At 35.4% G+C, this 26,769-nt stretch carries 30 protein-coding genes and 1 pseudogene; 22 read left to right on the plus strand and 9 right to left on the minus strand.

Annotated features, from left to right (window positions below):
* Positions 1-61 precede the first annotated feature (61 nt).
* The 4 genes from ACIPK1_RS10565 (at position 62) to ACIPK1_RS10580 (ending at position 3,350) form a co-directional block, all read left to right on the plus strand.
* A complete protein-coding gene (locus tag ACIPK1_RS10565; RefSeq protein WP_400450792.1) occupies positions 62-463 on the plus strand; it encodes an HTH domain-containing protein in 402 nt (133 codons plus the stop codon).
* Positions 454-1,356 carry a hypothetical protein gene (locus tag ACIPK1_RS10570; protein ID WP_400450793.1) on the plus strand — a complete coding sequence of 301 codons (903 nt, stop codon included), beginning with the start codon at positions 454-456 and terminating at the stop codon, positions 1,354-1,356. Before ACIPK1_RS10565 ends, ACIPK1_RS10570 begins: the two co-directional genes overlap by 10 nt.
* A gap of 36 nt (positions 1,357-1,392) precedes the next feature.
* Complete coding sequence (locus tag ACIPK1_RS10575; protein WP_400450795.1) at positions 1,393-2,853, plus strand: helix-turn-helix domain-containing protein; 1,461 nt, start codon at positions 1,393-1,395, stop codon at positions 2,851-2,853.
* Between the two features lie 116 nt (positions 2,854-2,969).
* On the plus strand, positions 2,970-3,350 hold the full coding sequence (locus ACIPK1_RS10580) for a DUF7006 family protein (RefSeq protein ID WP_400450796.1): 381 nt from the start codon (positions 2,970-2,972) through the stop codon (positions 3,348-3,350).
* An 805-nt stretch (positions 3,351-4,155) separates the two neighbouring features.
* Here the strand turns inward: ACIPK1_RS10580 and ACIPK1_RS10585 are convergent.
* Positions 4,156-4,833, minus strand: a complete 678-nt coding sequence (locus ACIPK1_RS10585; protein ID WP_400450798.1) for a response regulator transcription factor — start codon at positions 4,831-4,833, stop codon at positions 4,156-4,158.
* A gap of 26 nt (positions 4,834-4,859) precedes the next feature.
* On the minus strand, positions 4,860-5,993 hold the full coding sequence (locus tag ACIPK1_RS10590) for a cell wall metabolism sensor histidine kinase WalK (protein WP_061054530.1): 1,134 nt from the start codon (positions 5,991-5,993) through the stop codon (positions 4,860-4,862).
* A 218-nt stretch (positions 5,994-6,211) separates the two neighbouring features.
* On the opposite strand from ACIPK1_RS10590, the gene ACIPK1_RS10595 reads away from it, so the two are divergent.
* The 5 genes from ACIPK1_RS10595 (at position 6,212) to ACIPK1_RS10615 (ending at position 11,337) form a co-directional block, all read left to right on the plus strand.
* Positions 6,212-7,462 (plus strand): efflux RND transporter periplasmic adaptor subunit, encoded by a 1,251-nt coding sequence (locus ACIPK1_RS10595; RefSeq protein ID WP_400450912.1) that lies wholly within the window; start codon positions 6,212-6,214, stop codon positions 7,460-7,462.
* Positions 7,446-8,120 carry an ABC transporter ATP-binding protein gene (locus tag ACIPK1_RS10600; protein WP_061054529.1) on the plus strand — a complete coding sequence of 225 codons (675 nt, stop codon included), beginning with the start codon at positions 7,446-7,448 and terminating at the stop codon, positions 8,118-8,120. Before ACIPK1_RS10595 ends, ACIPK1_RS10600 begins: the two co-directional genes overlap by 17 nt.
* Positions 8,117-9,322 (plus strand): ABC transporter permease, encoded by a 1,206-nt coding sequence (locus ACIPK1_RS10605; RefSeq protein WP_400450800.1) that lies wholly within the window; start codon positions 8,117-8,119, stop codon positions 9,320-9,322. The genes ACIPK1_RS10600 and ACIPK1_RS10605 overlap by 4 nt, the downstream gene beginning before the upstream one ends.
* A gap of 16 nt (positions 9,323-9,338) precedes the next feature.
* Positions 9,339-9,893, plus strand: coding sequence for a hypothetical protein (locus tag ACIPK1_RS10610; RefSeq protein WP_400450803.1), 555 nt, complete (start codon positions 9,339-9,341; stop codon positions 9,891-9,893).
* Positions 9,894-11,133: 1,240 nt separating this feature from the next.
* The gene (locus ACIPK1_RS10615) at positions 11,134-11,337 is read left to right on the plus strand and encodes a hypothetical protein (RefSeq protein ID WP_061054526.1); all 204 of its coding nucleotides are present in this window, start codon (positions 11,134-11,136) and stop codon (positions 11,335-11,337) included.
* A 75-nt stretch (positions 11,338-11,412) separates the two neighbouring features.
* Here ACIPK1_RS10615 and ACIPK1_RS10620 read toward each other — a convergent pair whose 3' ends face one another.
* Positions 11,413-11,562 (minus strand): hypothetical protein, encoded by a 150-nt coding sequence (locus ACIPK1_RS10620; protein WP_016612421.1) that lies wholly within the window; start codon positions 11,560-11,562, stop codon positions 11,413-11,415.
* Between the two features lie 295 nt (positions 11,563-11,857).
* Between ACIPK1_RS10620 and ACIPK1_RS10625 the strand changes: the two genes are divergently transcribed.
* The 7 genes from ACIPK1_RS10625 (at position 11,858) to ACIPK1_RS10655 (ending at position 15,534) form a co-directional block, all read left to right on the plus strand.
* A complete protein-coding gene (locus ACIPK1_RS10625; protein WP_042890045.1) occupies positions 11,858-12,058 on the plus strand; it encodes a cold-shock protein in 201 nt (66 codons plus the stop codon).
* Between the two features lie 67 nt (positions 12,059-12,125).
* A complete protein-coding gene (locus tag ACIPK1_RS10630; protein ID WP_074934834.1) occupies positions 12,126-12,341 on the plus strand; it encodes a DUF2187 domain-containing protein in 216 nt (71 codons plus the stop codon).
* Between the two features lie 86 nt (positions 12,342-12,427).
* Positions 12,428-12,733, plus strand: a complete 306-nt coding sequence (locus ACIPK1_RS10635; protein ID WP_400450807.1) for a hypothetical protein — start codon at positions 12,428-12,430, stop codon at positions 12,731-12,733.
* A gap of 819 nt (positions 12,734-13,552) precedes the next feature.
* Entirely contained in the window at positions 13,553-13,972 is a 420-nt protein-coding gene (locus ACIPK1_RS10640) for a MerR family transcriptional regulator (RefSeq protein WP_400450809.1), read from the plus strand.
* Positions 13,973-14,048: 76 nt separating this feature from the next.
* Positions 14,049-14,915, plus strand: a complete 867-nt coding sequence (locus tag ACIPK1_RS10645) for an aldo/keto reductase (RefSeq protein ID WP_400450810.1) — start codon at positions 14,049-14,051, stop codon at positions 14,913-14,915.
* The gene (locus ACIPK1_RS10650) at positions 14,912-15,292 is read left to right on the plus strand and encodes an NAD(P)H-binding protein (RefSeq protein ID WP_400450811.1); all 381 of its coding nucleotides are present in this window, start codon (positions 14,912-14,914) and stop codon (positions 15,290-15,292) included. Before ACIPK1_RS10645 ends, ACIPK1_RS10650 begins: the two co-directional genes overlap by 4 nt.
* A gap of 77 nt (positions 15,293-15,369) precedes the next feature.
* Positions 15,370-15,534, plus strand: a complete 165-nt coding sequence (locus ACIPK1_RS10655; RefSeq protein WP_258185864.1) for a hypothetical protein — start codon at positions 15,370-15,372, stop codon at positions 15,532-15,534.
* A 606-nt stretch (positions 15,535-16,140) separates the two neighbouring features.
* Here the strand turns inward: ACIPK1_RS10655 and ACIPK1_RS10660 are convergent.
* Positions 16,141-16,485 (minus strand): Crp/Fnr family transcriptional regulator, encoded by a 345-nt coding sequence (locus ACIPK1_RS10660; RefSeq protein ID WP_400450813.1) that lies wholly within the window; start codon positions 16,483-16,485, stop codon positions 16,141-16,143.
* Between ACIPK1_RS10660 and ACIPK1_RS10665 the strand changes: the two are divergent.
* A pseudogene (locus ACIPK1_RS10665) lies at positions 16,453-16,769 on the plus strand (DUF6176 family protein). The gene ACIPK1_RS10660 and the pseudogene ACIPK1_RS10665 overlap by 33 nt on opposite strands.
* Positions 16,770-17,214: 445 nt before the next feature.
* The gene (locus ACIPK1_RS10670) at positions 17,215-18,549 is read left to right on the plus strand and encodes a reverse transcriptase/maturase family protein (RefSeq protein WP_400450815.1); all 1,335 of its coding nucleotides are present in this window, start codon (positions 17,215-17,217) and stop codon (positions 18,547-18,549) included.
* A gap of 93 nt (positions 18,550-18,642) precedes the next feature.
* Here ACIPK1_RS10670 and ACIPK1_RS10675 read toward each other — a convergent pair whose 3' ends face one another.
* The 3 genes from ACIPK1_RS10675 to ACIPK1_RS10685 form a co-directional block, all read right to left on the minus strand.
* Positions 18,643-19,083, minus strand: a complete 441-nt coding sequence (locus ACIPK1_RS10675; protein WP_400450817.1) for a hypothetical protein — start codon at positions 19,081-19,083, stop codon at positions 18,643-18,645.
* 201 nt (positions 19,084-19,284) lie between these two features.
* Positions 19,285-20,478 carry a tyrosine-type recombinase/integrase gene (locus tag ACIPK1_RS10680; protein WP_400450819.1) on the minus strand — a complete coding sequence of 398 codons (1,194 nt, stop codon included), beginning with the start codon at positions 20,476-20,478 and terminating at the stop codon, positions 19,285-19,287.
* Between the two features lie 48 nt (positions 20,479-20,526).
* Positions 20,527-20,724 carry a hypothetical protein gene (locus ACIPK1_RS10685; RefSeq protein ID WP_400450821.1) on the minus strand — a complete coding sequence of 66 codons (198 nt, stop codon included), beginning with the start codon at positions 20,722-20,724 and terminating at the stop codon, positions 20,527-20,529.
* Between the two features lie 153 nt (positions 20,725-20,877).
* Between ACIPK1_RS10685 and ACIPK1_RS10690 the strand changes: the two genes are divergently transcribed.
* A complete protein-coding gene (locus tag ACIPK1_RS10690) occupies positions 20,878-22,098 on the plus strand; it encodes a hypothetical protein (RefSeq protein ID WP_400450823.1) in 1,221 nt (406 codons plus the stop codon).
* 529 nt (positions 22,099-22,627) lie between these two features.
* Here the strand turns inward: ACIPK1_RS10690 and ACIPK1_RS10695 are convergent.
* The gene (locus ACIPK1_RS10695; protein WP_231477818.1) at positions 22,628-23,287 is read right to left on the minus strand and encodes a RadC family protein; all 660 of its coding nucleotides are present in this window, start codon (positions 23,285-23,287) and stop codon (positions 22,628-22,630) included.
* A gap of 286 nt (positions 23,288-23,573) precedes the next feature.
* A complete protein-coding gene (locus ACIPK1_RS10700) occupies positions 23,574-23,894 on the minus strand; it encodes a helix-turn-helix domain-containing protein (protein ID WP_010738891.1) in 321 nt (106 codons plus the stop codon).
* 151 nt (positions 23,895-24,045) lie between these two features.
* On the opposite strand from ACIPK1_RS10700, the gene ACIPK1_RS10705 reads away from it, so the two are divergent.
* From ACIPK1_RS10705 to ACIPK1_RS10715, 3 genes are all read left to right on the plus strand, one after another.
* Positions 24,046-24,669 (plus strand): hypothetical protein, encoded by a 624-nt coding sequence (locus tag ACIPK1_RS10705; RefSeq protein ID WP_400450825.1) that lies wholly within the window; start codon positions 24,046-24,048, stop codon positions 24,667-24,669.
* Between the two features lie 17 nt (positions 24,670-24,686).
* Complete coding sequence (locus ACIPK1_RS10710; RefSeq protein ID WP_400450826.1) at positions 24,687-25,607, plus strand: hypothetical protein; 921 nt, start codon at positions 24,687-24,689, stop codon at positions 25,605-25,607.
* Positions 25,608-25,784: 177 nt separating this feature from the next.
* Positions 25,785-26,393, plus strand: coding sequence for a DUF5710 domain-containing protein (locus tag ACIPK1_RS10715; RefSeq protein WP_400450828.1), 609 nt, complete (start codon positions 25,785-25,787; stop codon positions 26,391-26,393).
* Positions 26,394-26,769 lie beyond the last annotated feature (376 nt).

Consider the following 26,769-nt stretch of genomic DNA (forward strand, 5'->3'; position numbering starts at 1 on the left):
AAAAAGAAAGGGAGGGATCTTCAGTTCTTTCCTTTCTTCATATAAAGAAAGGGTGTATGTAATGAATCCTTTGTTTGAACAACTGATTTATAAACCAAGGACCCGACGTCAGTTTACTCTTTTAGAAATTTTAGAACAAAATGAACATGTGACAGGTAAAACATTTGTTGAAAAAACACGATACACCCGCCGGACAATTCTAAAAGATATCAAAGACCTAAAAGCACTCTTTGGTTCGTCAGTCCTATGGATCGGTGATGAGACCGGCTATCATTTTTCCTTGAAAGACCCGTACGCTTATGAACAGAAAAAGCAGTCCTTGTTAGCAGAAGAGCCGCTCTTTGTTCTTATTGATCGCGTTGCTAGTGGGCACCGCTTGTCTAATACTCACTGGGCACAAGAAATGGGGGTATCCTCCGCCAGTTTTGGCCGGATGAAGCACACCAGCTCCAAATGGTGTTAAACGCATATTACAAAGTACAACTGACCCCTGAGACCAATGTGTTTGGAGGAGACGAGGCAGATATTCGCCAACTGCTCTATGACTTTTACTTTACCTTGCCAGTATATCCAGATAGTCTAACAGAAAAGATCAATCAGATGAGAAGAGCCCCCTTGCATGTTAAAATAGGGACATGGCGGATAGATAAGCAGCAATTAAATGAATGGGGAAACATTGCAAAGTTGCGAACGGAGCAAGGACATGAGCTACCACAAAGAAATGATTTCACTTCGCTTCAAACATCGCTTGCCCAAGCGTTCGATCGTCAAATTACTAGCTCATTACCCAATCCAGAAAAAGCAGCACTGTTTCTTTTGACTTTAGACGAGAATCAATTTCTAGATCCACTGATACAAGAGATGTTTTTGAGAAATTTTCCCATGACAGATGCCTTGTCCTTTTTAGTACGAGAAAACGAAGGAATCGCTTGTCAGTTTCTAGAGCATTACTTAGCTTTAATGCGCCACTTTTTTCGATTAACCCCCCTTTATAACAAAGAATGTGATAAAGAAATAGCCCAGGATGAATCACTGATTTTCACACAGCTTATGAATGAATTTCTATCAGAAAAAGAGCACTACAAAAGAGCGCTCTACATCAATTATCATTTAAAAGGCTCTACGGTACTAAAACGGTGGATTCAAGAAGAAGTCGAAGCAGAGCTGAGCAAAGCCGGCTTGGAGGTTGTTGAAACTCAAAAGATTGAAAAGAATCTATACCGTCAGCTGGAAGTAAGCAATTACCCTAGAACACAGCTAACGAAAGATACAGTAATCTTATCAAAAATCCCTCGGAAACAGGAGATCCAACAAGCACTTGGTCATTTTTTTAGACAAGAAGAGGGAGAAAATTAAAGATAGAAAAAAATTCAAACTAAAGGAGAAATAGCAATGCGTCAACTCCAATTGGATTTTATGATGAACTCTATGAATACTCGGTGGATTCGAATTTTAAATCATATCGAAAAGGAACCGAGTTTCACACTTGTTGCTTTGTCAGAAATATTGACTGTATCACAGCGAACGTTAGTGAAGGATGTTTATGGAATCAAACAATATTTTGGTAGCACAATCAACTTACAATCAAAACAAAATGGCTTCCAATTCGAAGAAGTTCATCATTTTAATTACATGGAAAAAAAAGCAACTTTATTGGAGTCAGAAATTTTGTTTGATATGATTGGCCAGATCTTCAAAGGAAAGTTAAAGTCGGTGCAGGACTTAGCGCACGAATACAACTATGGAGAAACTACGTTTCGCCGCTTTTTACTTCGGGCGGAGAAGGCAATAGATGAATATGGCTTAAGTTTTAGCTTAAACCCAGTCGACTTGATTGGTGAAGAAGAATGTATTCGAAAATTTTTTTATGACTTTTATTCTGGAGGGGATTACACGCCTTATACGATTCGTCCAACTAATACACTCCAAACGGTTATCCGTAACCAATTGCTTGGTCGAGGGAACAACTATGAAATCGGGACAGGCGCATCTGCGTCGGGATTTTATTTTCTTGTGTATCTCATGATGAATCGTTTCCAGGAAGGAAAAAAAGTGACCGTTTGCCCTCTGATCGTAGAGCAGGTGGAAAAAGAACAGGACTTCGATGTCCTTTATTCACTAAAGGACGCAATAGCAGATGAGTTTGAGGTGAGTATTCCAAAAGAAGAATTTATTTGGCTGTATTTGGTTTTGGTGACCCAACGTAGCATGAATCGGCTAGAACAAGAACGACTCTTTTATATGCGGTTTAATCAGTGGCCATCTACCACAGCAATCGCTGAGAAGTTCTTTTCTGATTCCCAATTTGAAGAATGGGATCAGTCGCTTCTCAAGGAGTTTATGGCTTCTTTTTTAGTCTCAAAAAGCTTAGCTCATGCTATTCATCCTGTCTGGAACAAGCAGCAAGCTGAAGAAAAAGAAATGGCGCTGAAGAGATATCCAAAAACTTATTATAAGAACTACAAATTTTTGTATCAGAACCAGCAGCTTCTTGGGCTAGGAGATCTATATTTTGAAGACGTTGTAGTTGCATTCACACTTTTTACCAATCTTTTATTAGAATCGTATCGTCCGAAAAAGTCGATTCTCTTTTTACTGGAAGGGGACGCGATAGTGGTCCAATCAATTCAGCATCAGGCTAAGACCCGTTTCGGGAGCCAGCATCGACTTCTTTTTCTTCAATTACAGGAATTAACCTCAGATCGGATCGCCAATGAAAAAATCGACCTGATTGTGACTAACTACCGACCGTACCTTTGGGATTTCCCTTTTGAAAAAGATTATTTTTTGGTGAATACCATCCCGAATGAAGCTGACTGGTCTCGTGTGAAGCAAGAATTAAATCATTCTTAGATTCGAGTACCTACTAATCAAGTATCTAAAGAGAACATAGAAACTGAAGTGGAGAAGCAAGTAGGTGTTGGAGAAGTCAGAATATAAAATACTAGATATGAGAGAAGGAAATATAAGTGGAAGATATAAAGACGATGCAAGAATACTTTACTTGCATAGATAAAAAATTTGGGCCAACATTTGCCGACCGATACCCTCAATTAAATGGGTACTACCAGGAATTGAAATCTGCTTGTTTAAAAATCAATCAAGACCCCAGAAAAATTTTTTTTGATTCAGTAAAAGAGCTTTTAATTTTGGATGCTCAGCTTCAATTGTTGCTTGAATATGAGAAACTGACCCAGTCAAATTTTCATGAGGTCTCAAGTGAAGAAGAGATGATTTCACAAATAAGAAAAGATAGTCATTCCTTCTATCGAGAGTTAGTAGGACTGAAAACTACATCGGAAATTCCGATTGGAATCATGTATCTAGGTGATCGCATGAATGAGTGTTAGTAAGCAAAATACTAATAAATAATATTATGAAAGACTGTAAATAGCATCTATTGCTTTACAATCTTTTTTTGACATTATTTGAATAATCAATCGCTTTATAGTTGCGTGTATGAGGGATCAGACGACGGACCGGTGACGATGAAATACAAAGATTTCGAAGGGAATCAACGATCTTGATTGGAAAAGTCGTTTTGCCATATTAAAAGAGATTCCAGATTTGTGTGTAGTAGAAACACCAAGAAATTCTCAGCAATACAAAAGATAACAACAATTCTGATGGTAATTTGCCAAAGACTGAAGAACAGATTCTTGGTCAATTAATTATGACTACTGCTGGAGCTTTATTAGTTACTCTTGCGTTAATAGTAGTTAAAAAACGCAGAAAAAGTAAGCAATAAAATTAAAAAAGAGTGTTCAGAAAATGACAATTTCTGAACACTCTTTTTAGATACCACAATTGGAGTGTATTACTTTATTTTTGTGCCCATAAACTCGTAAACAAATCATTGTTCATTTAAAAATTGGTTTAATAAGTATTAGGACAATTCTTTGGTGTGATCAGTAACTTAAAAGTTTTTGATTCTGAATTAAGTTAGATAATTTACTACCTTGAGACAAATTTACACCTTATAAACGGTGATCTTTCCATATAGTTGAGTGTTACGAGAAAACAAGGGAAATCTGGGGTATTATTTGTAGTTATTCTAATTTTCAAGAAATGTTATTGCAGGGGCGAATGCTGTCAATTAGTCAATCCAAAATGTCGAAGAGTCATAAAATATAGAAAACAAAAAATCATTTTATATCATATTTTATAGCCGATTCCCCAAACGGTTTTAATATAAGAAGACTTCTTGTGGGTATCGTGCATTTTTTCCCTTAGATTTCGGACATGGACCATGATGGTATTATTGGAAGAAGTATAATACTTTTCGCCCCAAACTTCTTGAAACATTTCCTCAGAGCTTACCACTTGGCCTTTTCGCTCCATCAATAATCTTAAAATGGAAAATTCAATGGGCGTCAAGGAGATTTCTTCTTCTTGCAAGAAACATTTTCGTTTATTGACATCTAATTCCAACTCCCTCACGATCAATTTGTTTTGATCTGAGCCATTGTATTGGGTCGAGCGGCGTATCTGAGCTTTCACCCGAGCGATCACTTCCAATGGACGAAAGGGCTTCGTGATATAATCATCAGCACCAATTGTCAAACCAGTGATCTTATCGATTTCCTCAGATTTAGCTGTCAACATAATAATTGGGTAATGATGCTTTTTTCGGATGATTTTACAAAGGTCAAAGCCTGTGATATCCGGCAGCATTACATCAAGAATTGCCAAAGAAAAGCTGTTTTTTTCAATCTGCACCTGAGCATCTTTACCATCTGCACAAATGATGACGGAAAAATTTTCGTTTCGTAAATAAAAGGCAATCAAATCTGCAATTTCTTTTTCATCTTCAACTAAAAGTATCTTTTCCACTCGTATAGACCTTCCTTTTCAGTTGGCTAACTTATTTCTTGATTTTGATTTGTCGCTAAAGGCAGTGTAATGACCATTTGAATCTCATTGTTTTTGCTAGTAGCTCGAATCGTTCCCTGATGCGCCAAAATAATTTCTTTAGCGATCGCCAATCCCAGACCTGCTCCACCTGTCTTGGTTGAACGAGCTTGATCCAGACGATAAAATTTTTCAAATAAAGCCTCCAACTGTTCTTGTTCGATCGGATCACTTTGATTCGCTAGGATGAAAGTTGCTGCTTGTTCGCCAACGGTTAGATGCATTGTGATCGTGGATTGATCAGGTGCATAGGCAATGGCATTTTTTAACAGATTATTTAACACTCGCGCCAACTGTTCACTATCGGCATTTAATTTCAAGTTCTCTGGTCCTGTGTAGCAGATAACTTGTTCTTTTTCTTTCAGCAGCGGATAGAATTCTTCTTGGATTTGTTTTAGTAAGAAGACGAAATCAAGGTCCCGTTGATACAATTGGATATCTTGCAGGTTAAAACGAGTAATATCGAAAAATTCATTCATTAGTGTTTCCAAACGCTCAGACTTTTCTAAAGCAATCGTTAAGGATTGCGTCATCTGTTCATTGGTCAAGTTTTTCGTATCCAACAATAGATTGAGATAGCCGATCACTGAGGCTAAGGGCGTCTTCAAGTCATGAGCCAAATACGTGATCAAGTCTTTGGTTCTTTGCGTTTCTTCCTTTAAAAGGGTCTCATTTCGGTTCATTGTCTCTTTTATTCTTAATAATTCATGATCGATCGCTAAGCTGCCAGTGGAACATTTTTCCGATTGAGAGAAAAAGAGCTGAATTCCTTCGGCGATCCTTGCAATTTTTTTCCTTGAAACATAACGATAGATAAGATAGCAAATCAAGGTAACGGCAAAAACTAGAAAGAGGGAGAATGCCAAGAACAATTGTTTAATGGGGCGCCAGTCGACAAATGTGCCAAGGATCATCCCGCCATCGCCATCGCTTGTTTCCACAACGCCATCTGTGACAAGGTTTGACAAAAAATTATCTAGCACCATCTGAATGATTCTCGATTCTTTTAATAACCATACGGCTCCTACCAATAAACAAAGACCAAGTAAAGAAATAATAAAAAAAGAAGTTTTCGTACGCATCAAACGGTCCTTTCTAAGTGTTCTCGATTCTTTTTGATTATAGCAAAGAGGTGAGGATACTAATAGGTTTTAACTCTTAAGAATTCTTTATAGGAAAGAAACGTATTGATTACAAACTCTCTATTCTTAAGGAATCTTCATAATATCTTAAGAGAATCGTTTTAAACGCTGCCTGAATCAATGATTAAATAAAGATGGTCAAACAATTAATCAGGAAGGTGAAATATTTGAGAAAACACATAAGAAAAACAAAATGGATCATTCCAATCATTAGTGTTCTACTGATCATCGGTAGTTTAGGATGGATAGGTGCTTGGGCATTTAATCGCCAAGATGAGCCCTTTATCACCCGCATACATTTACAAGATTTACAGCCCAAAAATGATTTTCAGTTAGTAGGATCCATTGAGCCAGCAAAAACTATTGAACTAAAAGTAGATAGCAAGAGAGGCGCTGTCGTTGAAAAGAAAGTAGAGGCAGGGGATCAAGTGAAAGCAGGGCAAGCTCTTTTTGTTTACTCTAACCCTGAGGGTGCTTTGGCCATCAAAGAAGCAGAACAGGCGACGGCTAATCGCACGAGAGCTGTGGAACAAGCAAGACGGCAAACGAATCAAAAATGGGAGCAATACAATAAGGTGACGAATCAGCTGGAAGAGACAAAACAAAAAATTGCCAGTGTGGAAGAAGATGAAAAAGAAGGGCTGGAAGATCGTAAAACCGATTTGGAAATGCAGCAAAGTCAATTGTTGCTGGAAGCGCAAAACTTGGAAAGCAGCATTGGCGATGCCGAATTAGAGCTGGAACGGGCAGAATTAGAACTACGTTCAGTCAAAGAGCAGCATGGCTCAGATGTCGTGGAAGCCGAAATTGACGGAATCGTTAAAGACGTGGATGAACGACAAATGAACATGAGTTCTAGTGAATCAGTTCCAGAAAATCCTTTTATGACAATTGTCGATACCAGTCGACTCTTTTTAAAAGGAACTGTGGATGAATTTCGCCGCAATCAACTTGAGCCTGGTCAAAAGGTTGAACTTAGAGACCGTAATGGCGGCAGTCAACGATGGACTGGAAAGATCACCCGAGTTGGGGATATGAAAGAGCCTTCCGTAGTGGTTGAAGAACAAGGCGCAAACCCCAATTTGTCGCAATTTAGTTTTGAAGTCGTTTTAGATGAAAGTGAAGAGCCACCTAGCATTGGCATCCATTGTTTCGTAGAAGGCATTGAGGAAGAGCAAACCGCGATCAAACTGCCCAAATCTTTCGTGTTTTATGAAGAAGATAGGCCCTTCATCTATGTCGTTGAGGACCATAAAATCAGTAAACTGTCCGTGGAAATCATGGAAGATGAAACAGATGAAGCCATGTATCTGTTAGAAAGTGAACTGGATATGCAAGTGGAGCTCGTTTTTCCAAGAAACGGTATCAAAGCGGGAATGGATGTGAAACCAAATGATCCAACTGATTGATGTCTGCAAAACGTTCCCGCAAGGCACTAGCGAGATTCAAGTTTTGAAAAAAATCAACTTAACAATCAATGCCGGCGAATTTGTTTCCATCATGGGCCGATCAGGATCAGGCAAGTCGACCTTGATGAATATTATTGGCTGTTTAGACACGCCAACAACGGGCAGCTATCTACTTGATGGTAAAAATACCAGTCAATTGAGTGAAGATGAACTGTCCGAGATCCGCAATCAAAAAATCGGCTTCGTGTTTCAAAATTTTGAACTGTTGCCGAAATTATCCGTTTTACAAAATGCTGCCTTACCGCTCTTGTATGCCGGTGTCAATCAGGAAGAACGAACAACTCGAGCCATTCACGCCTTAGAAAGTGTCGGATTGAGGGATCGGATCGATTTTAGGATCAATCAGTTGTCCGGGGGGCAAAAACAACGAGTAGCGATCGCTCGGGCATTAGCAGGAGAAGCAAATGTGATCTTAGCGGATGAGCCGACGGGTTCTTTAGATACCGCTAATAGTCATGAGATCATGGCGCTATTTACTAAGCTGAACCATCTAGGAAAAACAGTGGTTTTGATTACCCACGAACAAGAGGTTGCGGACTATGCAAAGCGGCAAATCGTCATTAAAGATGGTGAAGTTGTTGAGGAGGGCCAACTATGACCGAAAATATTCGCTTAGCCATTCAAGCAATCTACCAGCATCGTTTGCGTTCCTTGTTGACGATGCTAGGAATCATTGTCGGGATTGCCTCCATCATTTCCATTGTGAGTATCATCAACGGAAATACTGAGAACATGAAAAAGCAGCTAATTGGTGGTGATACTAACTCGATGCGGATCGAATATGACGCCAGAAGTGCTTTTTTAGCGGGCGAAAGCGGCAGAAATGATCGTTTGCCTGATTACGCCCCGCAACTATCAGAAGGAGAGCTGCAAAAGCTGCTGACCATTGATCACGCCAAGAACGTTAGCTTGTTCTATGAAGCCAATCTGACAGTTTTCCAAAGAGACCAGCAAACCGATACAACAGTGCTAGGCATGGATCGCGGGTTCTTTGAAATTTTGCCCCATACGATCCTTGCTGGCAGAGGAATGACTGAAACCGAATTGCAGACACAAAAACAAGTTGCGGTGATTACGAAAGATTTGGCGGAAATTTTTTTCTCGTATCGTGATCCTATTAATCAACTGATCGAAATCAATGGGGCGCCCTTTCGCATCGTTGGCGTAGCTGTTTCTGACACGGATCAACTGTCGGGGAAATATGTCTTCATTCCTCGAGGCAGCCAAAGTTTCGTCGAAGGAAAGCTCAACCAAAGGCCAACAGTGCTGTTTCAGGCGACGAATGCGGACGTCTTAGAATCAGCAGTCGTCCAAGCCAGCCATGAATTGACCAAGAGTATTCCGCCTTCAGATTTTGTTTTTTCCATCCGCAACTATGATGAAGTGAAGAAAATGACCGATGATATCAATCGATCGAATATGATTTTACTTGGGGGAATTGCTAGCATTTCCTTACTCGTCGGTGGGATCGGAGTAATGAATACGATGCTGGTCAGTGTGACAGAGCGTACCAGAGAGATCGGTTTGAAGAAAGCATTGGGTGCCAAACGTAAAGTGATTTTGCAGCAATTTTTGACAGAAGCAATCGTTTTATCGGTGATCGGCGGGCTGATTGGCATCTTCGTCGGTCTGCTCATCAGTCTGATCGCTTTGCGTCTGTTAGAGTATCCGATGACGATCTCATTGTTATCCATTCTGATCAGTGTGTCATTTTCAATGCTGATCGGTACCGTTTTTGGTTACTTACCCGCTTATAAAGCGTCGAAATTAAAACCGATCGAAGCATTACGCTATGAATAAAAGGAAGGTGTTTTTTATGATAAGAAAACAAACAGCAATTATCTTTTTTGTGGCATTACTTGGTGGTTGCGGTGTTGCTGCGAATGACCCACAGACAAACAACGACAACGTACCAATCAATAACCAAATCAATACGCCACAAAAGCAAACGAGTCAAAGTGGAGACGAGACGCAAAATAGTGACGATCAAACCGATCAGTCAGAAGCGCAACCTGTGACTCAAACAGATGCAGAGCGAGCGAATGAGGAACTGGCACAAGCAGATGAAACGGGCACACTCATTAGTATTGATGGTGATCGCTTTGAGATGGAGTTGACGAACATTTCTCAAGGAACAGGGGAAGACGGCGAAGTCTTTGATATGGCGATCGCATCTGAGGAAACATTATCCTTTATGATTACTAGCGAGACCGAGATAAAAGTGATTCAATATGATGTACAATCGCATAATTCTCGAATCGTGGAAGGGTCACGTGCGGATCTGCAGCTTGAACGATCGGTAAGTCTTTATGGGCAACGAGTAGGTGATACATTTATCGCAACAAGAGTTATCGTCATGCAAGTCAACTAAATATAATTTTAGCTATTTTGCAAATATAAGTGAAACCCGCTCATTTGAAATATAATATTTACTTCTAAAAAATATATAGAAATAAATAAAAATTAATCCGTTATCAAAATAGTTAATAAAATGTTGGTGATCAAAAAAATTAGTCTATATCTGTGGTAGCGATTGTTGTTTTTGTTGCGTAGATTTTTTTATAATAAAGATAAATGTATAGAAAGTTATTGATGAAAGATATAGATAAAGAAGTTGAATGAGTAATACCAAGGCGATGTACTCTTTCCAACTCAGATTATAACTGTGGAATTTAATCTTCATTAAACAGAAAAAAGATCTCTCTTAAATCTGAGAGATTTTTTTCTGAGGAATAAAGTATGGAAACGTACTGTGTCGATTAATAGTTCATAGGAAAAAACTCAAAGATTTTTTGGTCTTCTTAAATAATTTTCATGATATTTAAGCAATAGAAGAAAAAAATTTTTGGAGGTAGTCATTCTGGAGGAAAAATAGGCGCGAATATTTTAGATAGCTGCGCTTAACACATGAATTATCAAGATGCAAATGGAATAAGAGTTACTGATCATAAGAATGATGTCAGAAACTATATAACAATCAACGAGTGCGCAGTCAAGAAACGGTTGCGTCGAGTAACTATAACGAAGCACATTAAGAATAAAAGTTCAGCAAAAGATGGCAGAACATTTACTACTACATAAGTCTTTCATATTTGTCTGTTACGCTAAGCTTAGATCTACGTAAAATGTTGATGAACTGATGGAGAAGTTGAATTATGACGATAAGAATAGATTATGAAGTATAAACATCATGCTCTGCAAGGTAAACTGGTAAAATTATTGAGATTTACTTATACAGCCGGTTTAGTTACTAGTTAATAAAATAGATAATAGGAAAATAATTATTGCATTAGTTAGAACTGATAGTGACGATAAAATTCTATAATAATTGAATCTGTGGTCATAAACTTAATAGTTTTTGACCCTCTAATATTTTATTGATATACTTGGTTTTGATATGGATCAGAAACTTGTGTTCATAATAAATGATTTAAGCTGATTATTCACGAGTGATCAAAAATAATCAAGTGAATTTGAACAGCACTACAAAAATCGGAAGAATCAAGATCTGCTTATCAATTTAGGAATAATGAAAAAGGCACGCTAGAATCATTAATTAAATAGATTGGTTAGCTGGGTGTATGGTTGATCTTTATTTTGGAGGGATCGATATGGAAGAAAATGAACGCTTTGAACAACACTGGCTATCGGCATCAAGCGACCAACGTATGCGTTATGACAAACTTGTATCCGCCTATCCCAAAATCACTTGGACAGAGAAAGAAAAGACGGTATTGCTTTGGTTATGTCAGATGGATATCGATACACTAGAAACAATGGAAATCATTTTTGACAAATTTGCGCATACAAAATGAAAAAGGCAGCTACCTATAAGAAGGAATAGCTGCCTTTAGTATGAATAGAGCTTGGTCATTAGAGAATTTCACTCCTTATGCAAGTTTTTCTAATTCATGTAGCGCATTTTCAATTGTTGTACCAGTTGCGACTTTGGTTTCATCGTTTTTAGAAAAAACAATAAATAAGTTTAAGTTAGTGTCCAAAGTAACACGATAATCAATCGTTTTGTTAGTGAATGTCATAATACATTCTCCTCTCTCAAATAGTGACGAAAGGTAACGATAACGTTCATAGCGAAATTCTATATAGATAGTATAGCACATAAAATATAAAATAGTGTATCATGGGTGAAATGTTTATGAAAAAATAATATATTTATGTAAATTTGCAACATAAGGGTTTGTGTGGTATACTACTTGTAGTGATAACCTTTGAAACGTATTAAGAGTGCTATGCTTCCATTTATACTCTCCTTTTGCTTATCAAATAATTATTGCAACAAAACGCATTTTTAAAGATGCACTAGGAGGAAACAGTATGAATAAAGGTACAGTAAAATGGTTTAATGCAGACAAAGGTTTTGGTTTTATAACCGGAGAGAATGGACAAGATGTCTTTGCTCATTTTTCTGCGATTCAAGCGGATGGATTTAAATCTTTAGATGAAGGTCAAGCAGTTACTTTTGATACTGAAGAAGGTCAACGTGGCTTGCAAGCTGCTAATATCTACAAAGCATAAAAGTGTCTTTTAACCCGTCTCAACATGTGTGAGGCGGGTTTTTTCATACTTCAAAGGAGGGGTAAGAATGAGTTTTTCACAATGGAAACCACAACAACTTTCAATAGAAGGTCAAGCTTTTCATATAGATCAACAGGTCATATTTAGATATAGAAAAAAACAAGTAGCTGGAACAATTATAAAGCTACTCAGTAATTCGGCAGTTGTAACCCTTTCAAATTTAGAAGTGACGAATACTACAGAAAGAACAGTTATAAATTATAAAAATTTAATGGGTAACTGAAATCAATGAAGAATAGTTTGAGTTTTTTGATGACGTACTATGTATATGTAAACTAGATAGATGATTGGTTTAAGTGGAGGAATAAAATGAAAAAAGAAGCTATTCATCAGTTAATCGTAAAATTGAAACTTAACAAAAATTGGCTTAATGATCCAAGGATTGTTAATCAGGTGAAATATCTAGGAGATCAACTTTCTTGTACACGACGTTCTCCGATTAATTATAATCAGATTCAGGGAATCAATGTTTATTATCTGGATGGTTCTAAAAAAATGTATCCTTCTTTAAAAAGTTGCTGTGAAGGAGAAAAACTTTTTAAAGGAACCATCCAGAAATATATTTTATCTGATTCACCCATAGCAGATGGAAGATATTTCCGTATCATTCGATAATCTATAAACTTCTAAAACCGCCGCCATAAGTGTAGCGATAAATATTTCTTTTTATCAAGCAGATGAAGGGTGAACATATAGTTAATTAGATACAGATAAAAAAAACTAGCTATGATCAGCTAGTTAAATTATTTATACATAAGAGAGTTACATCTAGATTTAGCTTCCTCTAAAGTAGAAAATTTTTCGATATCAATATCGTAAATAAATAATTTGAGTTGAATATTGCGCAACTCTTTCAAATTTAAAACAGCAAATGACGTGATCAAAGGTGGTCTCGATTGAAAATCATATAAACTTGTTTTTGCTTTTGATGAATATAAACGGTAGTCCGAACTAAAAACTTCCACTGGATAAAAATTAGTATTCATATTTGAACACCTACTTTCATGGTACTTGTCCAGTATAGCACTTAAAAGAAGCCAAATGTAAAAATAGAAAAAACATAAGGGATTCCTAAGTATTGGTTCAACACCTTAATTGCTTGCAAAAAAAGAAATTATAACGTAGGCTGAATAAGCAACATGCATTAATCTAAGAAGAGTACCGGCACAGAAAACTTGGGGAAGTTTTTCTGGACTGCGCCGAGTACTCTTCGTTTTTTTATTTTAACATTATTCTTACTTAATAAACATTAGAATATGAAAAATTATATTCAACTAATTTGATCTATTGCTAAATCTTTTAAATGAATGTTTTTAAGTGTTTACGAAATACAAGTAGTTATTTTGTTTATTATTTTAGGGAGAAGAGTTTTCTGCTTGCCTTAGAGTTAACTTCAAGGATTATTATAAATAAGAGGAATGAGGAGGAGATTTGATGAATATAAAAAAAGCAGCGGAAATGTTTGATTTGAGCGTAGACACATTGCGCTATTATGAGCGTGTTGGTGTTATACCACCCGTTCACCGCAACGAGAGTGGCTACCGAGATTATACTACAAATGATTTGAATTGGATTTATTTAGCAAAAAACTTACGAAATGCTGGATTATCGATCGAATCTTTAATTGATTTTGCTCAACTAGCTCAATTACGTGAAACACAGAATGTAGAAAAAGCGCAGAAACAAATTTTATCTGATCAATTAGAAGAATTAGACAAAAAATTAGCGGAAATGCAGGAAGTCCGAGCTTTACTTATTTATAAGATCGAAACGTATGATGAGCACATCGCAAAATTTAAAGCCGGTGCATGGGAGCCTGATAAAGTTGAAAAACTATGGGAACGAAAAAAATAAAACTTTTTTCTTGCTATGGACTTAACTCCAAGGTATAGGATAGAACATGTAAAGAAAGTTAGAGGAGGAAAACACTATGCAAACAATCAAACTGAATAATGGTGTCACAATGCCGCAACTAGGATTCGGGGTTTATCAAATTCCTTTGGAAGAAACAGCTGAGGCGGTCTATCAAGCAATTAAAACAGGCTACCGTTTGATTGATACAGCTTCTATTTACGGAAATGAAAAAGAAACAGGTGAAGGAATCAAACGTGCAATCAATGAAGGGCTAGTCACTCGAGAAGAACTTTTTGTTACCTCTAAATTGTTTATCCTTCAAGCACCAGAAGAAAAAGCTGCGGAAACGATTGAACATTCTCTTAAAGTTATGGGAGTGGATTATCTTGATCTTTATCTTATTCATCAACCATATGGAGATATTTATGGTGCATGGCGATCAATGGTTGCTGCTCAAAAAGCAGGGAAATTACGTGCCATTGGGATTTCAAATTTCAAATCAGCTAAGATGATCGAGTTTGTTGGGTTGAATGAGGTGAAACCTCAAATCAATCAAATCGAAGTAAATCCTTGGAATCAACGAGTGGAAGATCAAGAATGGCATGGAAAATATGGCATACAAGTGGAAGCTTGGGCACCATTTGCAGAAGGTCGTCACGAACTATTTACCAATCCTGTATTAGCAGAAATCGGTAAACAATACGGAAAGACAGTAGGACAAGTTGTATTACGTTGGTTAATGCAAAGAGGGATTGTTGCTTTAGCAAAATCAGTTCGTCCCGAACGAATGGCTGAAAACATTGATATTTTTGATTTTGAGCTTTCAAAAGAAGATATTAAAAAGATAGCGGCTTTAGATAGGGAAGAATCTGCGTTCTTTGATCATGATGCACCCCAACAAGTAGAATGGTTTATGAATCGGATGTTGGAGACAGAAAAATGAGCAAAAATATCCTAATTATTGGTGCTGGTGGTCAGATTCCACAGGTATTAATCCCGCTTTTGCAAGAGCAACCTGATTTACATTTAACTTTATTTGGACGTCATGCCGCTGACTTGTCTTATACAAACGTAACAAAGGTTTCTGGAGATGCTGGAAATTTACCTGAGTTGATCAAGGTTATGGAAAACCAAGAGGTTATTTATATGAATTTTGATAATAAAAAAGTAACAGAGATTGTGATCGATGCGATGCATAAAACGGGTGTGAAACGAATCATTCAAGCAGGTGTACTTAGCGTGTATGGTGAAGTTGCAGAACCGTTTGCCGTATGGAATAGTCGTATGATGGAGGATCAGTCGCGCATAATCGAGGTGTAGAAGCACTAGAAGTAAGTGATTTGGATTACACATATATGCGCATGACTTAGCTCTATAATGGGACACGAAAGGACTATATGGCAAGTCCTAAGGGAGAACCGTTTTTAGGCGCTCAAATTACGAGACGTGCCCCTGCTCAATTTGTAATGGACAATGTCACAGAAAAAAGAAATGACATTCGAGCAAGTATGGAGTTGTGGGAACCTGGTTCAGAAAATAAATCAAAACTTGTTTTTTATTGATAGAGGGACATAAGTTTAACAATTTAGCCAAGATTTGGGAATATTGTCCATTCCGAAAAAATATTGACAGAAAGAATTTATTTCTACTGGTATTTCGACGTTTTCGCTATAAGTTTTTTGCATATTAAGATTTTATTCAAAATTATTCAAAGCTTATCCTTATTGGACCAGTTCAAAACAAGATCAACAAAACTAATAGTCATTTTAACCAGTTCATCTAGAGAGTCATTGGCTTTTCAGCAATCTACTTTCAGACTATGTTGATAAAACCACTTGCTTTAGAAGCTGTTTGATATCCTTCTTTTGATGAATCCAGTAGGTAAATCAGAAATAATTTTGTTAAATGCTTCATATACTGGTTCTAAGATTCAAGTAGAAAACCAAATAGTTGTTTCTGCTTTAATAATTTTATAGTTAAGAGCAAAATAGTTACGTGTCTAACAAACGCTGTATCCCATATTTACCAGTGGGTTCGGTGTATAAAGCTATAAAGCATATCTGATTTGATAAAGTAGATATTTACTTTATTCAATTCATCAGTCCTTATTGACAATCAGTCCCCCTTTTTAGGTTAAGAAAGGTCACTGTTATTTTTTTGGATAACAGCTATTCTAATAAGCTAAAGGTATTTTTTCTGTAATCAATCAACCGATCGTTTTTCATCTTTGCGAGTTCTCTGGAAAGAGCGCTTCGATCAACGCCGAGATATTCAGCTAACTCCTGACGTGAGATAGGGATGCTGAAGTGTGCTGCATTGTTCTTTCGTGCTTGTAGCTCTAAATAATAGAGAAGTTGCTCTCTTAAATTTTTTTGAGCGGCCAAATCGATTTTCTGATATAACGACTGGTTATTTAACAACAATAGATGGAATAGATTTTCTATGATCCGTTGTCGCAAAATACATGTCGTTTTCTCAGGATGAAAAAAATAATTTGTACTAATGATAAACATGTTAGAAAAGTTATTGACCTAATAAGAGATACAAATATAAACTTAGATAGTGGATGTAGGATAGAAGTTGAGACAATTTTTAGAGAACAGCTCAACGGGGAAGAATTTTTGTACTGGTATTCAATACAAGGAGAAGGTGGAATTTCTGTTGAGGATTCTGAGAGTTGGATTGATAAAAACATTTAGAATATTGGGATGAATGCATAGATTCTACATACAAAACAATCGATTTGGCAACTGAAGTGGTGATGATTCCTGAAAAAATACGTAGTAATATGAAATAAATATGGCTTCAGATTAAGCCAATAGATTTTATTGCATTTTTCTTTGTAATAGATTGAATATAGTGAATTTCAATCTAATATATTAAAAGGTATGTATGTTTTTTTGTCACGATGACAAATCAGATGAGATATGATAAAATTAGTCTGCTCTATATGTAGTTATAGAGGGATAATGTTTGCTAAAGTCAAGCACCAGCAATATTACAATAAGTAATAGGTCTGTGTGGTCCAAAGTTGACATAAGTCTGAACAGTTTCATAGCCGTCTCAGCTCCTTTCGTTAATCCAATGACTTTACCAATATTATACAGGAACAGTTTGATGTTCTTTGGGCGCTGTGAGTATAGAAATATACCACTTGTAAGGTTTGTGTGCAGGAAAAGTAGTATCCCATTGGCCCTAAATGGTACTTTTCCTCATCCAAGAAATAAAAAGGAGATGTAGGTTTGAAAGACTTTATCACAAAATCTTATCTTCATTTTGACTATAGAACAAGATATAATTCCGTAAAAGACTATGTAGAAGATCCAAAAAGGATTGTTAAGCATGGTTTTTTTCCTTTTATACACAAAAAAAAGGTGTTAGTAAAATATAAGGTTAACGATGTAGGGAGCAGGCCTGTCAAAATCAAACCGCGGGAACTTTACAGAGCTTCACATTTAGATTCTTGCATCTACAGATACTACGCAGATTGTCTAAACAAGGATTATGAAAAAGTAGCAGAAATAAGAGGAATTGATGATAATGTTGTTGCTTATAGGGTTGGAAAAGGTAAATCAAACATAGACTATGCGGCTGAAGCAATAGATTTTATCAAAAGAAGTAATGATGGCTGTTATATTTTTTTAGGAGATTTTGAAAAATTTTTTGATACTTTGGATCATGAATATTTAAAGTGCAAATTAAAAGAAGTCTTAAGTATGAGCACATTGGAAGAAGATTGGTTTAAAATTTTTAAAACAATAACTAGTTTTTCTTGGGTTGAACAAAAAGATTTAAATGATTTATTCGGTTCAGAAAAAGAACAATATAAGAATGGTTTAAAATCTTATTTTGATACGTGGGAAGAATTTAGAAATTTTAAAGCAGATGGTCATGTATGTAAAAATACTAACAGTTTTGGAATTCCTCAAGGAACCCCAATAAGTGCTTTGCTATCAAATATATATATGATAGATTTTGACGATTGGTTAAATAAATTATCATCCAAATATGGTGGGAAATATTTAAGATATGCGGATGATTTCATTTTGATACTGCCCTTTAGTACAACCTCTAAGGATATTTTTCTTGAAATTGTTCGAGAGATTCTGCAATACGCATCCGAGGTCACTAAGTTAAAAATTGAGAGAAATAAAACAGAGAAGTATCTTTTTACAAATGATACAGTATATTTGTTTGAGTCAAATAAAAATAGTACATCAAGTCTAGTAAAATCAAAATTGGATTACTTGGGATTTGTATTTGATGGAAGTCAAGTAAAGATGAGACAAAAAAGTGTTTCAAAATTTTATAGAAAAGCTGATAAAGCAATCAGAGCTGCTAGAGAAAAAAGTCGAATTAAGAGATCGAGTTATCTAATTGGTAAAAGGCATATTTATAGATATTTTTTTGATGTGGGTGTAAGGGATAGTAAAGGGAGTAAATTTGGAAACTTCATTTCCTATGCTAGAAGATGTCAAAAGAAATTTGATCAAATATCTCCTCTGACGGAGAATTTAATGATGGAACAAATAAAAAACAGACGTAAAAAGCTATTAAAGAAAATGTATAAGAACTGATAATCAAATGATATGCTCCTATCATAGTAGGCGTTAGAAAAAAATATTGATAATCTACTATGATGAGAATTTATCAAATCGTGACTTTCATATCTATCGTCCATTAACCGCTGAAACAAACACCAAGTAATTCGCGAAATCGCCAATCCGTTGTCGGTGGTCATTCACATCACTTCTTGTACGTTGTTCTTGTTCTTCTTGTAAAAATAAGCGTGATGTCCAAGAATGACTGTCCCAATGCTTTAATTGAAAGATGCGTTCCAATAGGATGAACTGGTCGATAATGGTATTGTGAATATTCGTTCGTTCGGGATCTTTTTCCAGTTTTTGTTCCCTAGAAAATTGAGGCCATTCTGCACGAATGACTGTATAACGAATAGCAGCACCCATTAACTCTTCCCAAATTTCGATAAAATCCTTATCATTCATATCAACATTTTTCAATATTTCTTGATAGATAGTGGTCATTTCAGTAAAAGATAACGCTTCTGGTTGTTGTAAATAATTTTCGTATGTTTGATTCAATTTGGACATTAAATCACTCCTTGAAATGTTTTTTGGTTTAACTAGTTTACTACAAGCAATAAGTTAGTGCATCAAAAGAAAAATAGGTAAGCATACCATTTTGGTAGTTTGTTCTCGTTGAGTTGGTAGAAATTTGATGAGACAAATAGGCTAGTATCACTTTATTCAGTGGTACTAGCCTATTTTATATCCAAAAATTTATGAAAATGATTAAAACAAATCTTTTTCTTGCTCAATAAATTGAGCAAATTTATCAGCACTTCGTTCTTCTCGTTCTGGATAAAAATAGTTGTAGACTTGTTTTGTCATTTTTGAATCTTTATGGCCAACACGATACATAATATCCTCTAGTTTCATGTCTGCCATTGCGCACAAGGAAACGTGAGTTTTTCTAAATTCATGAAGAGTTATCCGTTTTTCAAGCTGATATTTATTAGCGATCATATCATACCAATCATTTGGTTGGCCAGGACGACAAAAGTTATTTGAGCGATTGGGGAAGATTAGCTGTTTATTGCTTTGATGGCTTAAACCTAGTATAGAAAGCTCCTTTTTTTGACGTTGTTGCCAGCTTTTTAAAAGTTGTAAGGTTTGCCAGTCAAGAGAGATTGTTCTTTTCCCTGCACTTGTTTTCGCTCGATGACTAACAACTTTCGTTTTTTTAGTTGTTGGGTTCTGTTCAACTTCCGCAAGAGTTTTACTAATCGTTAGTTTATTTGTATCAAAATCGATGTCTTGCCATTCTAGTGCGAGAATTTCTGATTTTCGAGCACCTGTATAAGCAAGGACGCGAAAATAAGTTTCAATCTTCAAGTTTCCATGTAAGTGACAGCAAGATAAGAACTCTGATAATTCTTTCGGTGTGTAAACAGTGATCGTTTCTGTTGCTACCAAATTTTCATCAATTTCAGTTCTTTTAATTGGTGCGGTTTTACGCATAGCATTTTCAAGGATCAATTCCTGTTGCACCCCATATTGAAGTATTTGAGCGACAGCTCTTCTAAAGTAATAAGCTTGCTTGAATCCAGCTGCTATCCATTCGTCATTCAGACGTGTACAAAAACGAACGGTGATATCACTGATTTTCTTTTTGCCAATATAAGGTAGTGCATGATCTTCAATTGCTCGGCGTAAAATCATAATTGTTGATGGTTTGACTTTATTACGATAACTTTCCAAAAACTCATCATAAAGATGTTCAAAAGTCATATGACCGCTTTGACGATGCAATTTGTTATCGAAATTCATCTGGAGTTGTCTGTAGGCTTGTTGCGCTTCTTTTTTTGTTTTGTAGCCACTACGAGTAGTACGAACATCTTTTCCAAATTCATTCTTGCCTAAATAGCATTTAAATCGCCACAATTTTTGTTTTCGTTTGTCGTATTGCTCGTAGATGGCTGACATCATTTCACCTCTTTTCATAACAAACAGACGGTGGCAAAAGCAATTGGATTAATTCAATTTTAGAGTTGTTAGCACTTGCTTTAGCTCTTCTACATCATAGAGACGCTGACGACCAATAATGATAGGTTGCAGTCCTTGATCATGCAAATCTTTTAATGTATCAAATCCAATGTGCAATTCTTTCATTAATGTCTTTTGATTCAAATATTGTCCCAGAATCAAGGATTCGTTTTTTGGATTTTTCATACAAGGTACTCCTCTCTTTAGTTATAGTGAATTCTAATAGCAGAACAAAAAGTTCTTGCTATAAGAACACTATAAGCTAGCAAAAAAAGTGAGGGGTGGTATAATTTTAGTGGAAAAAAAAGAAAAATCTACTACATTCATAAAGGAGAAGCAATGATCAATTTTCATTATTACTTGTATAAAAGTATCGGAAATCGGGTTCGATTTTATCGGAAAAATGTAATAGGACAAGCACAAGCCGATTTTATTGAAATGTTGAAAGGAGAAGGATTGTTTATGGATAGACAGCGCCTTTCTCTCATTGAAAACGGTAGAAATATTGAGGGGAAAAATCCTTATTTACTTTCAGAGACGCAAATTGATTTATTTCAAAAGATATTTAAAATAAGCCGCACAAAACTGTTATTTGGTGAATATGAAGAACGTATGCGATTAATCAAATTAATTTTATTGTCTTTACTTATGAACGGGGTAAGTAATACAAAAACGAATCAACAGTGGCATCCTTTTTTTGTTGATCCGATTGAAGATGAGTCCGAATTTATACGAACCTCAATGCTTAATTTGACTAATCAATCCTTAAAAGAAGAAGCAACAATAGTATTTATTGGACATAATAGAGCGAAAACGAAAAAAATCGTAGCAAGAATCAGTGATTATCTGCATGAGGAATATCCATTCTTCTTCAATAAAACAAATAGAAGAGATTATCAATTATTGGCATCAGAGTATGAACATGAATTTGAGAAAAGTTCTAACTTGTTCTTAAAACTACTGTTTGGAAATTTGGATTACTCAATGGATTTTTTTGATAGTTTGTTGAACTTGAGTCAGCAACTGGATGAATATAAGCAAGCACCGACACAACTTTTATTAAATAGAGGTCAATATGGAGATTTAGCTATTGGCTGGTTAGAGATTCGTTTCCCACTTTTTATTAAAGCTTTTAATGAAGTTTGGGAAAGGCATGGTAAAAGATTTTGTGATTTTTTTCAATCCCAGTTGTTTGATTGCCGAACCGAACATTTTTCAAGCAATAATGTTATGAAGGATTTAACATCTGACTATGTCCATTCCTTATTGACTTCGGAAGAATTTATCAGTTTATTAGAAGAGTTGTTAACAATAGATGAGTATACAGAAGAAACAATGATTGGTCATAACTACGCTAGAAACCTTTTGCAAACCACGATCAATGAGAATTTAAAAGATAACCGCATCTATTCAAAAGATATCTATGATGAGGAAAAATATTTTTATGATGTCAGACAACTTAATTTTTTAGTAAAACAAAGTAACAAACTAAACGCAAAACAATCTCGTCTTGCGCTGTTTGCCTGCAACTATGTAGAAATAAAAAAAGTCAGTGAATGAGTTTGTCAAAATAAGTTATACTTGTTATATAAAGAAATAAGTGTTTTTTTTTCAGAGGGATAGGCGTCGGATAAATTTCTGTTTTTACTTCTAGCCAGACAAAAAAATAAACGAGTGGGCTCAGCTATGCTGAGTGGCAAAAATCATCGCAGATAATTTTTGTCATACTCACTCCTTATGCTCTTGTTGAGTGTCCCCTCGATATTACAGGAGATGGGTCCTCATTAATGAACTATAGTTGTTACAAGGGGTTAAGCGATTAAGAAATTGAATGCAACGCATTCATGAGGGCCCAGAGGGCCCTCGTTCGCCAAAACCACTTGTTGTTATCACGAACAGGTGGGCCCAAAATCATCTATCATCATTAATTAATGTATACCGAGGGCCCACTAGGTAAAGGTCGGAAAAAAAGTTGGAAAAAGATTTTGTTAAAGAAACATTGATGATTTCGATAGAATCTTTTGAACGGATCATTTTTCTTTGACATCTCTTTTTTTGTCGTTATTTTATTATGCGGATAAACAGAGTGCTATTGCAAATAATCTGTTTCTTCGGCATATGAGAAATAATGATTGTCACCGATAATCAGATGATCTAATAAAGGGATTCCTATTTCTTGACCGACAATATTTATTCTCTTTGTTACAGCATGATCATTTGTGCTGGGTGCGGGATGACCGCTAGGATGATTGTGCACACAAATTATACGCGCAGCATTATCTAGTAAAGCTTGTCGAAAAATATCTCGCGGATGAACAATTGCTTGATTTAATGTTCCAATGAATAAAGTGTGCTGTTTAATCAGCTTATTTTTTGTATCAAGAGTGAGCAAGAGAAAGTTCTCTTGTGTCAAATGATTCATTTCACCAATTAATCTTTGTGCTAGTTCAAATGATGAAGCGATTGGAGCGCTCTTTTTTAATGAACTCAGACAATAACGACGACAAAGTTCGAACATTGCTTGCATCTGAACAGAATTAGGCTTATCGATATCATCAATCAACCATGTGATTTCTTGGACATTGTTGATTGTAAGAGCGACTTCAGCAGCTTCAATTGGTGACAACTCTAAAGCAAGTTCAATGAGTTCTTTGTTCGATAATTGGTCGGCTGTCGCAGCTAATAAATGCTCTTGTGCATTCATTGCTTCATAGGATTGAATTCCGTCTTTAATTTGATAATTTGGCATTTTTATTCCTCCATTTTAGCAGTTATTTCAAGCTTTTTATCGGCAAACGTAGAACGTTTGCAATTTTTATAAACCTTGTTTGACACAGTTTGTCATATAACACTTGACGTTTCTTGACAGGAGGTTTAAAATTAATTTAACAAAAATTTTTATTAATTACGAAATTAATTCATGATACTTTGAGGTATTTATTTTTAAAATTGAATCGTGTATGATAGCTTTAGCCCCGAGGGTTAAGGCTTTTTTCTTGTTCAAAATAAAAAAGAATTGGCATAAGACCAATTCTTTATGGCTCAGATAGATTAACAATCTCTTGTGCGATAGAGGTTAATTGTTTTTGTTTAGGTGATTTTTGAATCTGATCAATTACCTTAACTAACTCGGGGTTATCTGATTCAAATTCTAGAAAGCCAAAGAACTGTGCAGGTGTCATGTGAAGACCTTTGATAATTTTCTCAAGTGTATTGAGGGTGATATTGATTTCATTACGCTCAACGCGTCCTAAATACGTATCATCAATTTCTGAGGTACGAGACAAGTCAGCTAATGTCATCTTTTTATTGATGCGATAATGACGGATTTGGTCCGCAACCATTTTGTTTAGCATAAATGCCACCTCCTTACTCTTTAATGATAGAGCTTTAAGGAGGAAAAAATCAGATGACAAATGTATTTTCGTTGTGTAAAATAATACATATATGTATTTGTGAATTTGCTGAAAAGATAGATAAGTATTTTTTGAAGAAAGAAGGATGAGAATGGTTTATGTGAATATGGTACAAAAAATGTTGGTAGTTCGAAAAAAATTTTTCTTAAATGTGGGTACATTGATTGCAATATTCTTTGTTGCGATGGGGATTTTAGCATTTATTGTAGGGATTCTTGAAACGCTCTTCACCTTTAGCATGATTTATAGTTTTGCAGAAGCTATTGCTCTAATTTTTCAGTTGGTTTATGGACTGTTAATTGCAATATATTTTCCTTTTGTGAAACTCTGGATCGAAAATAATCCTATGTATGATGCATTTTTTGCAAAGAAAAAAGTGTCAAAACATATCTCGGAAGTTTTAAGTGGGTGTAACCATATTGATCGGACGACAACTGACGATGTGAAACGAATGGTTTCTGGAACAGTTGATCGATTTGGTAACTTATATAATGCGGATCTCAATGAATATCGATCAAGAAAGACAGCGGAGATAAAAAAAGGTGAGTACACTGATATGTACATCCTTAGATATATGGTATTAAAACCAACACTCTTTCTGCTTTCTTGGTTATTGACGCCATTCATTGGATTAATTGCTGTTCCACGATTGAAAAAAATTGGATTAGAGAGTATTTTAGATGAACAATTGGAAAATGAGCATTTGACCAACTAAAAGGAGAGAATTTATAAATGAGAAGAAGATTGAAACACTTAGTTTATATGTTACCAATAACCGTATTGATTTTAGTAGCGGTTACAGGATGTAAAAGTAACAGCAAGAATGAACAAAATCAAGGCTCTCCAGTAGAGCCCATGGTTCAAGAGAGCGTATCCTATACGTTTGCTGACTATATGAATTATAAAGGTAAAGAGACAAAACTATGGTATGTTACAAAAAATGATTTTGGAAAAGATACAGCAATTGAGTCTGTTTTAGTATTTGATAAGGATAATAAAATTAGCAGATATAAGAATACTAAGTTAACTATCGGCGAAGTCTCTAAGATGACAGATGAAGAGATATTAGAAAAAGTTAAGCAAGATGAATTTGATTATCAATCAGTTAGAATTCAAGGTATACGAGAAGATATTGCAATGGCGGAGGAGCTGTTAGAGAAAAGCGACAGTTCCATAGTAAAATCAGGAAAAGAATTCCTATCCAAGATGAAATCAGATAATAATTTGAACCCAATTGATATCGAGCCATCAGATTTTTATTTCAATATTATCACTGATTCATCAGGAAATCAGACGGAGAAGGAAGAGTTTTCATTTATTATTCATGAAGTGAGTTACCCTGATTCTAGTTATACAGGATTATATAATGTGGAAGGAGATTTGTATGCGATTGGGGACAATTATGTAAATGATGAGACAATCAATGATGCAATCTCCAAAAAAGAATATCAAATGCGTACAGTGCAAAACGAGGTAACTTATGAAATTACGGCTCCGACTGTAGTGCGAGCACCCCAAGTTTATGAAAGTACGTATAATTATTTTCCTATTGATCCTCTGGGATGGTCTATAGCCTTCAGAACAAAAGATTTAGCCTCACTTAAATTTGATCAACCAGATACGGATATTGAGAATATTACCATTGATGAATAGTCTTTTGCTCCTTATTTTTTATGAATGAGGAGCTTTTTTACTTTTTCTACAAGAAAACGTATTTCTAAAATTATAGAATATATTTCCGCGATTTTTAATCGAAAAGCTGGAAAATAGACAGTGTGACTAAAAAAGTATGGTATCATAAGTGAAAACGCTCACTAAGGAGGTTGTATTATGCTTTATTTAACTGTTCCATTTGAACAAAAAGAGTTGGCTAAACAATTAGGTGCGAAGTGGGATCCAAAAGAAAAAAAGTGGTATGTTGAAAATCAAAATGACTATGTAAAGTTCACAGAGTGGGTTGATGGATGTATTATCGTCAAAGACAACTTTTTAATTGTTGAAGGTCAGCAGTCATGTTGGAAGTGTCATAAAAATACGAAGGTTTTTGCTGTAGGTGTTTTATCAGATAATATTATTGATTTAGATAGACCAACAGTTTCAGTTCAAAAAGATACTGGTTATGATCTCCAGTTATGGGCATTAAATGATGAAATTCCTAAAAAAATAAGAGAAGAACTTTCGACAAAGTTTGGATGTAAAATTAAATACTCCTACACAGAAAAGAGAAACTACTTTGCTAATGTTTGTTCTCATTGTGACAGCTTACAGGGAAATTTCTTTTTGTATAATGAACCAGATAGTCCGTTTGGATATATGAATGACAGCGAATTGACACTATATAAGTATGACTTGAAGGAAGATGTGGGCTCTTGGTTGATGTTGGATAGGAGCATTTCACCAGATTATTTTTATTTGAGACGATGTAGTTATGCAATCTAAATTTAGATTTGGTTGTTTTATATATTGAAAAAATAGTTTTTATGAGAAATAATGGAATAAGAAAATAAATTTTTGATTACAAGATATATCACAAATTAATTGATAGGAACTTTTCTTATCTTAGTCGAAGTGTGATATTTTCTGTGATATAGTTCGAATCTATAAAAGTAAGAATTACAATGAGTATCTTATATCATATGCTTGTAAAATTTTTTCATAAGTGGACTTTATATAATAAACTAGACAATAAATTAGGGAAAAGCGATTGGAATGTCAAGGCTTTTTTGGATAAAAAGATAAGAAATATGTTACAACAATTCGAGATTATTTTGAAGCATCTATTTCTTTTCCAGAGCTTATAGAAAGCCAAAATATT

Origin of the sequence: Enterococcus sp. NPDC086594 (assembly GCF_044746145.1) — a bacterium.
In the GTDB taxonomy this organism is placed as follows: domain Bacteria; phylum Bacillota; class Bacilli; order Lactobacillales; family Enterococcaceae; genus Enterococcus_D; species Enterococcus_D entomosocium.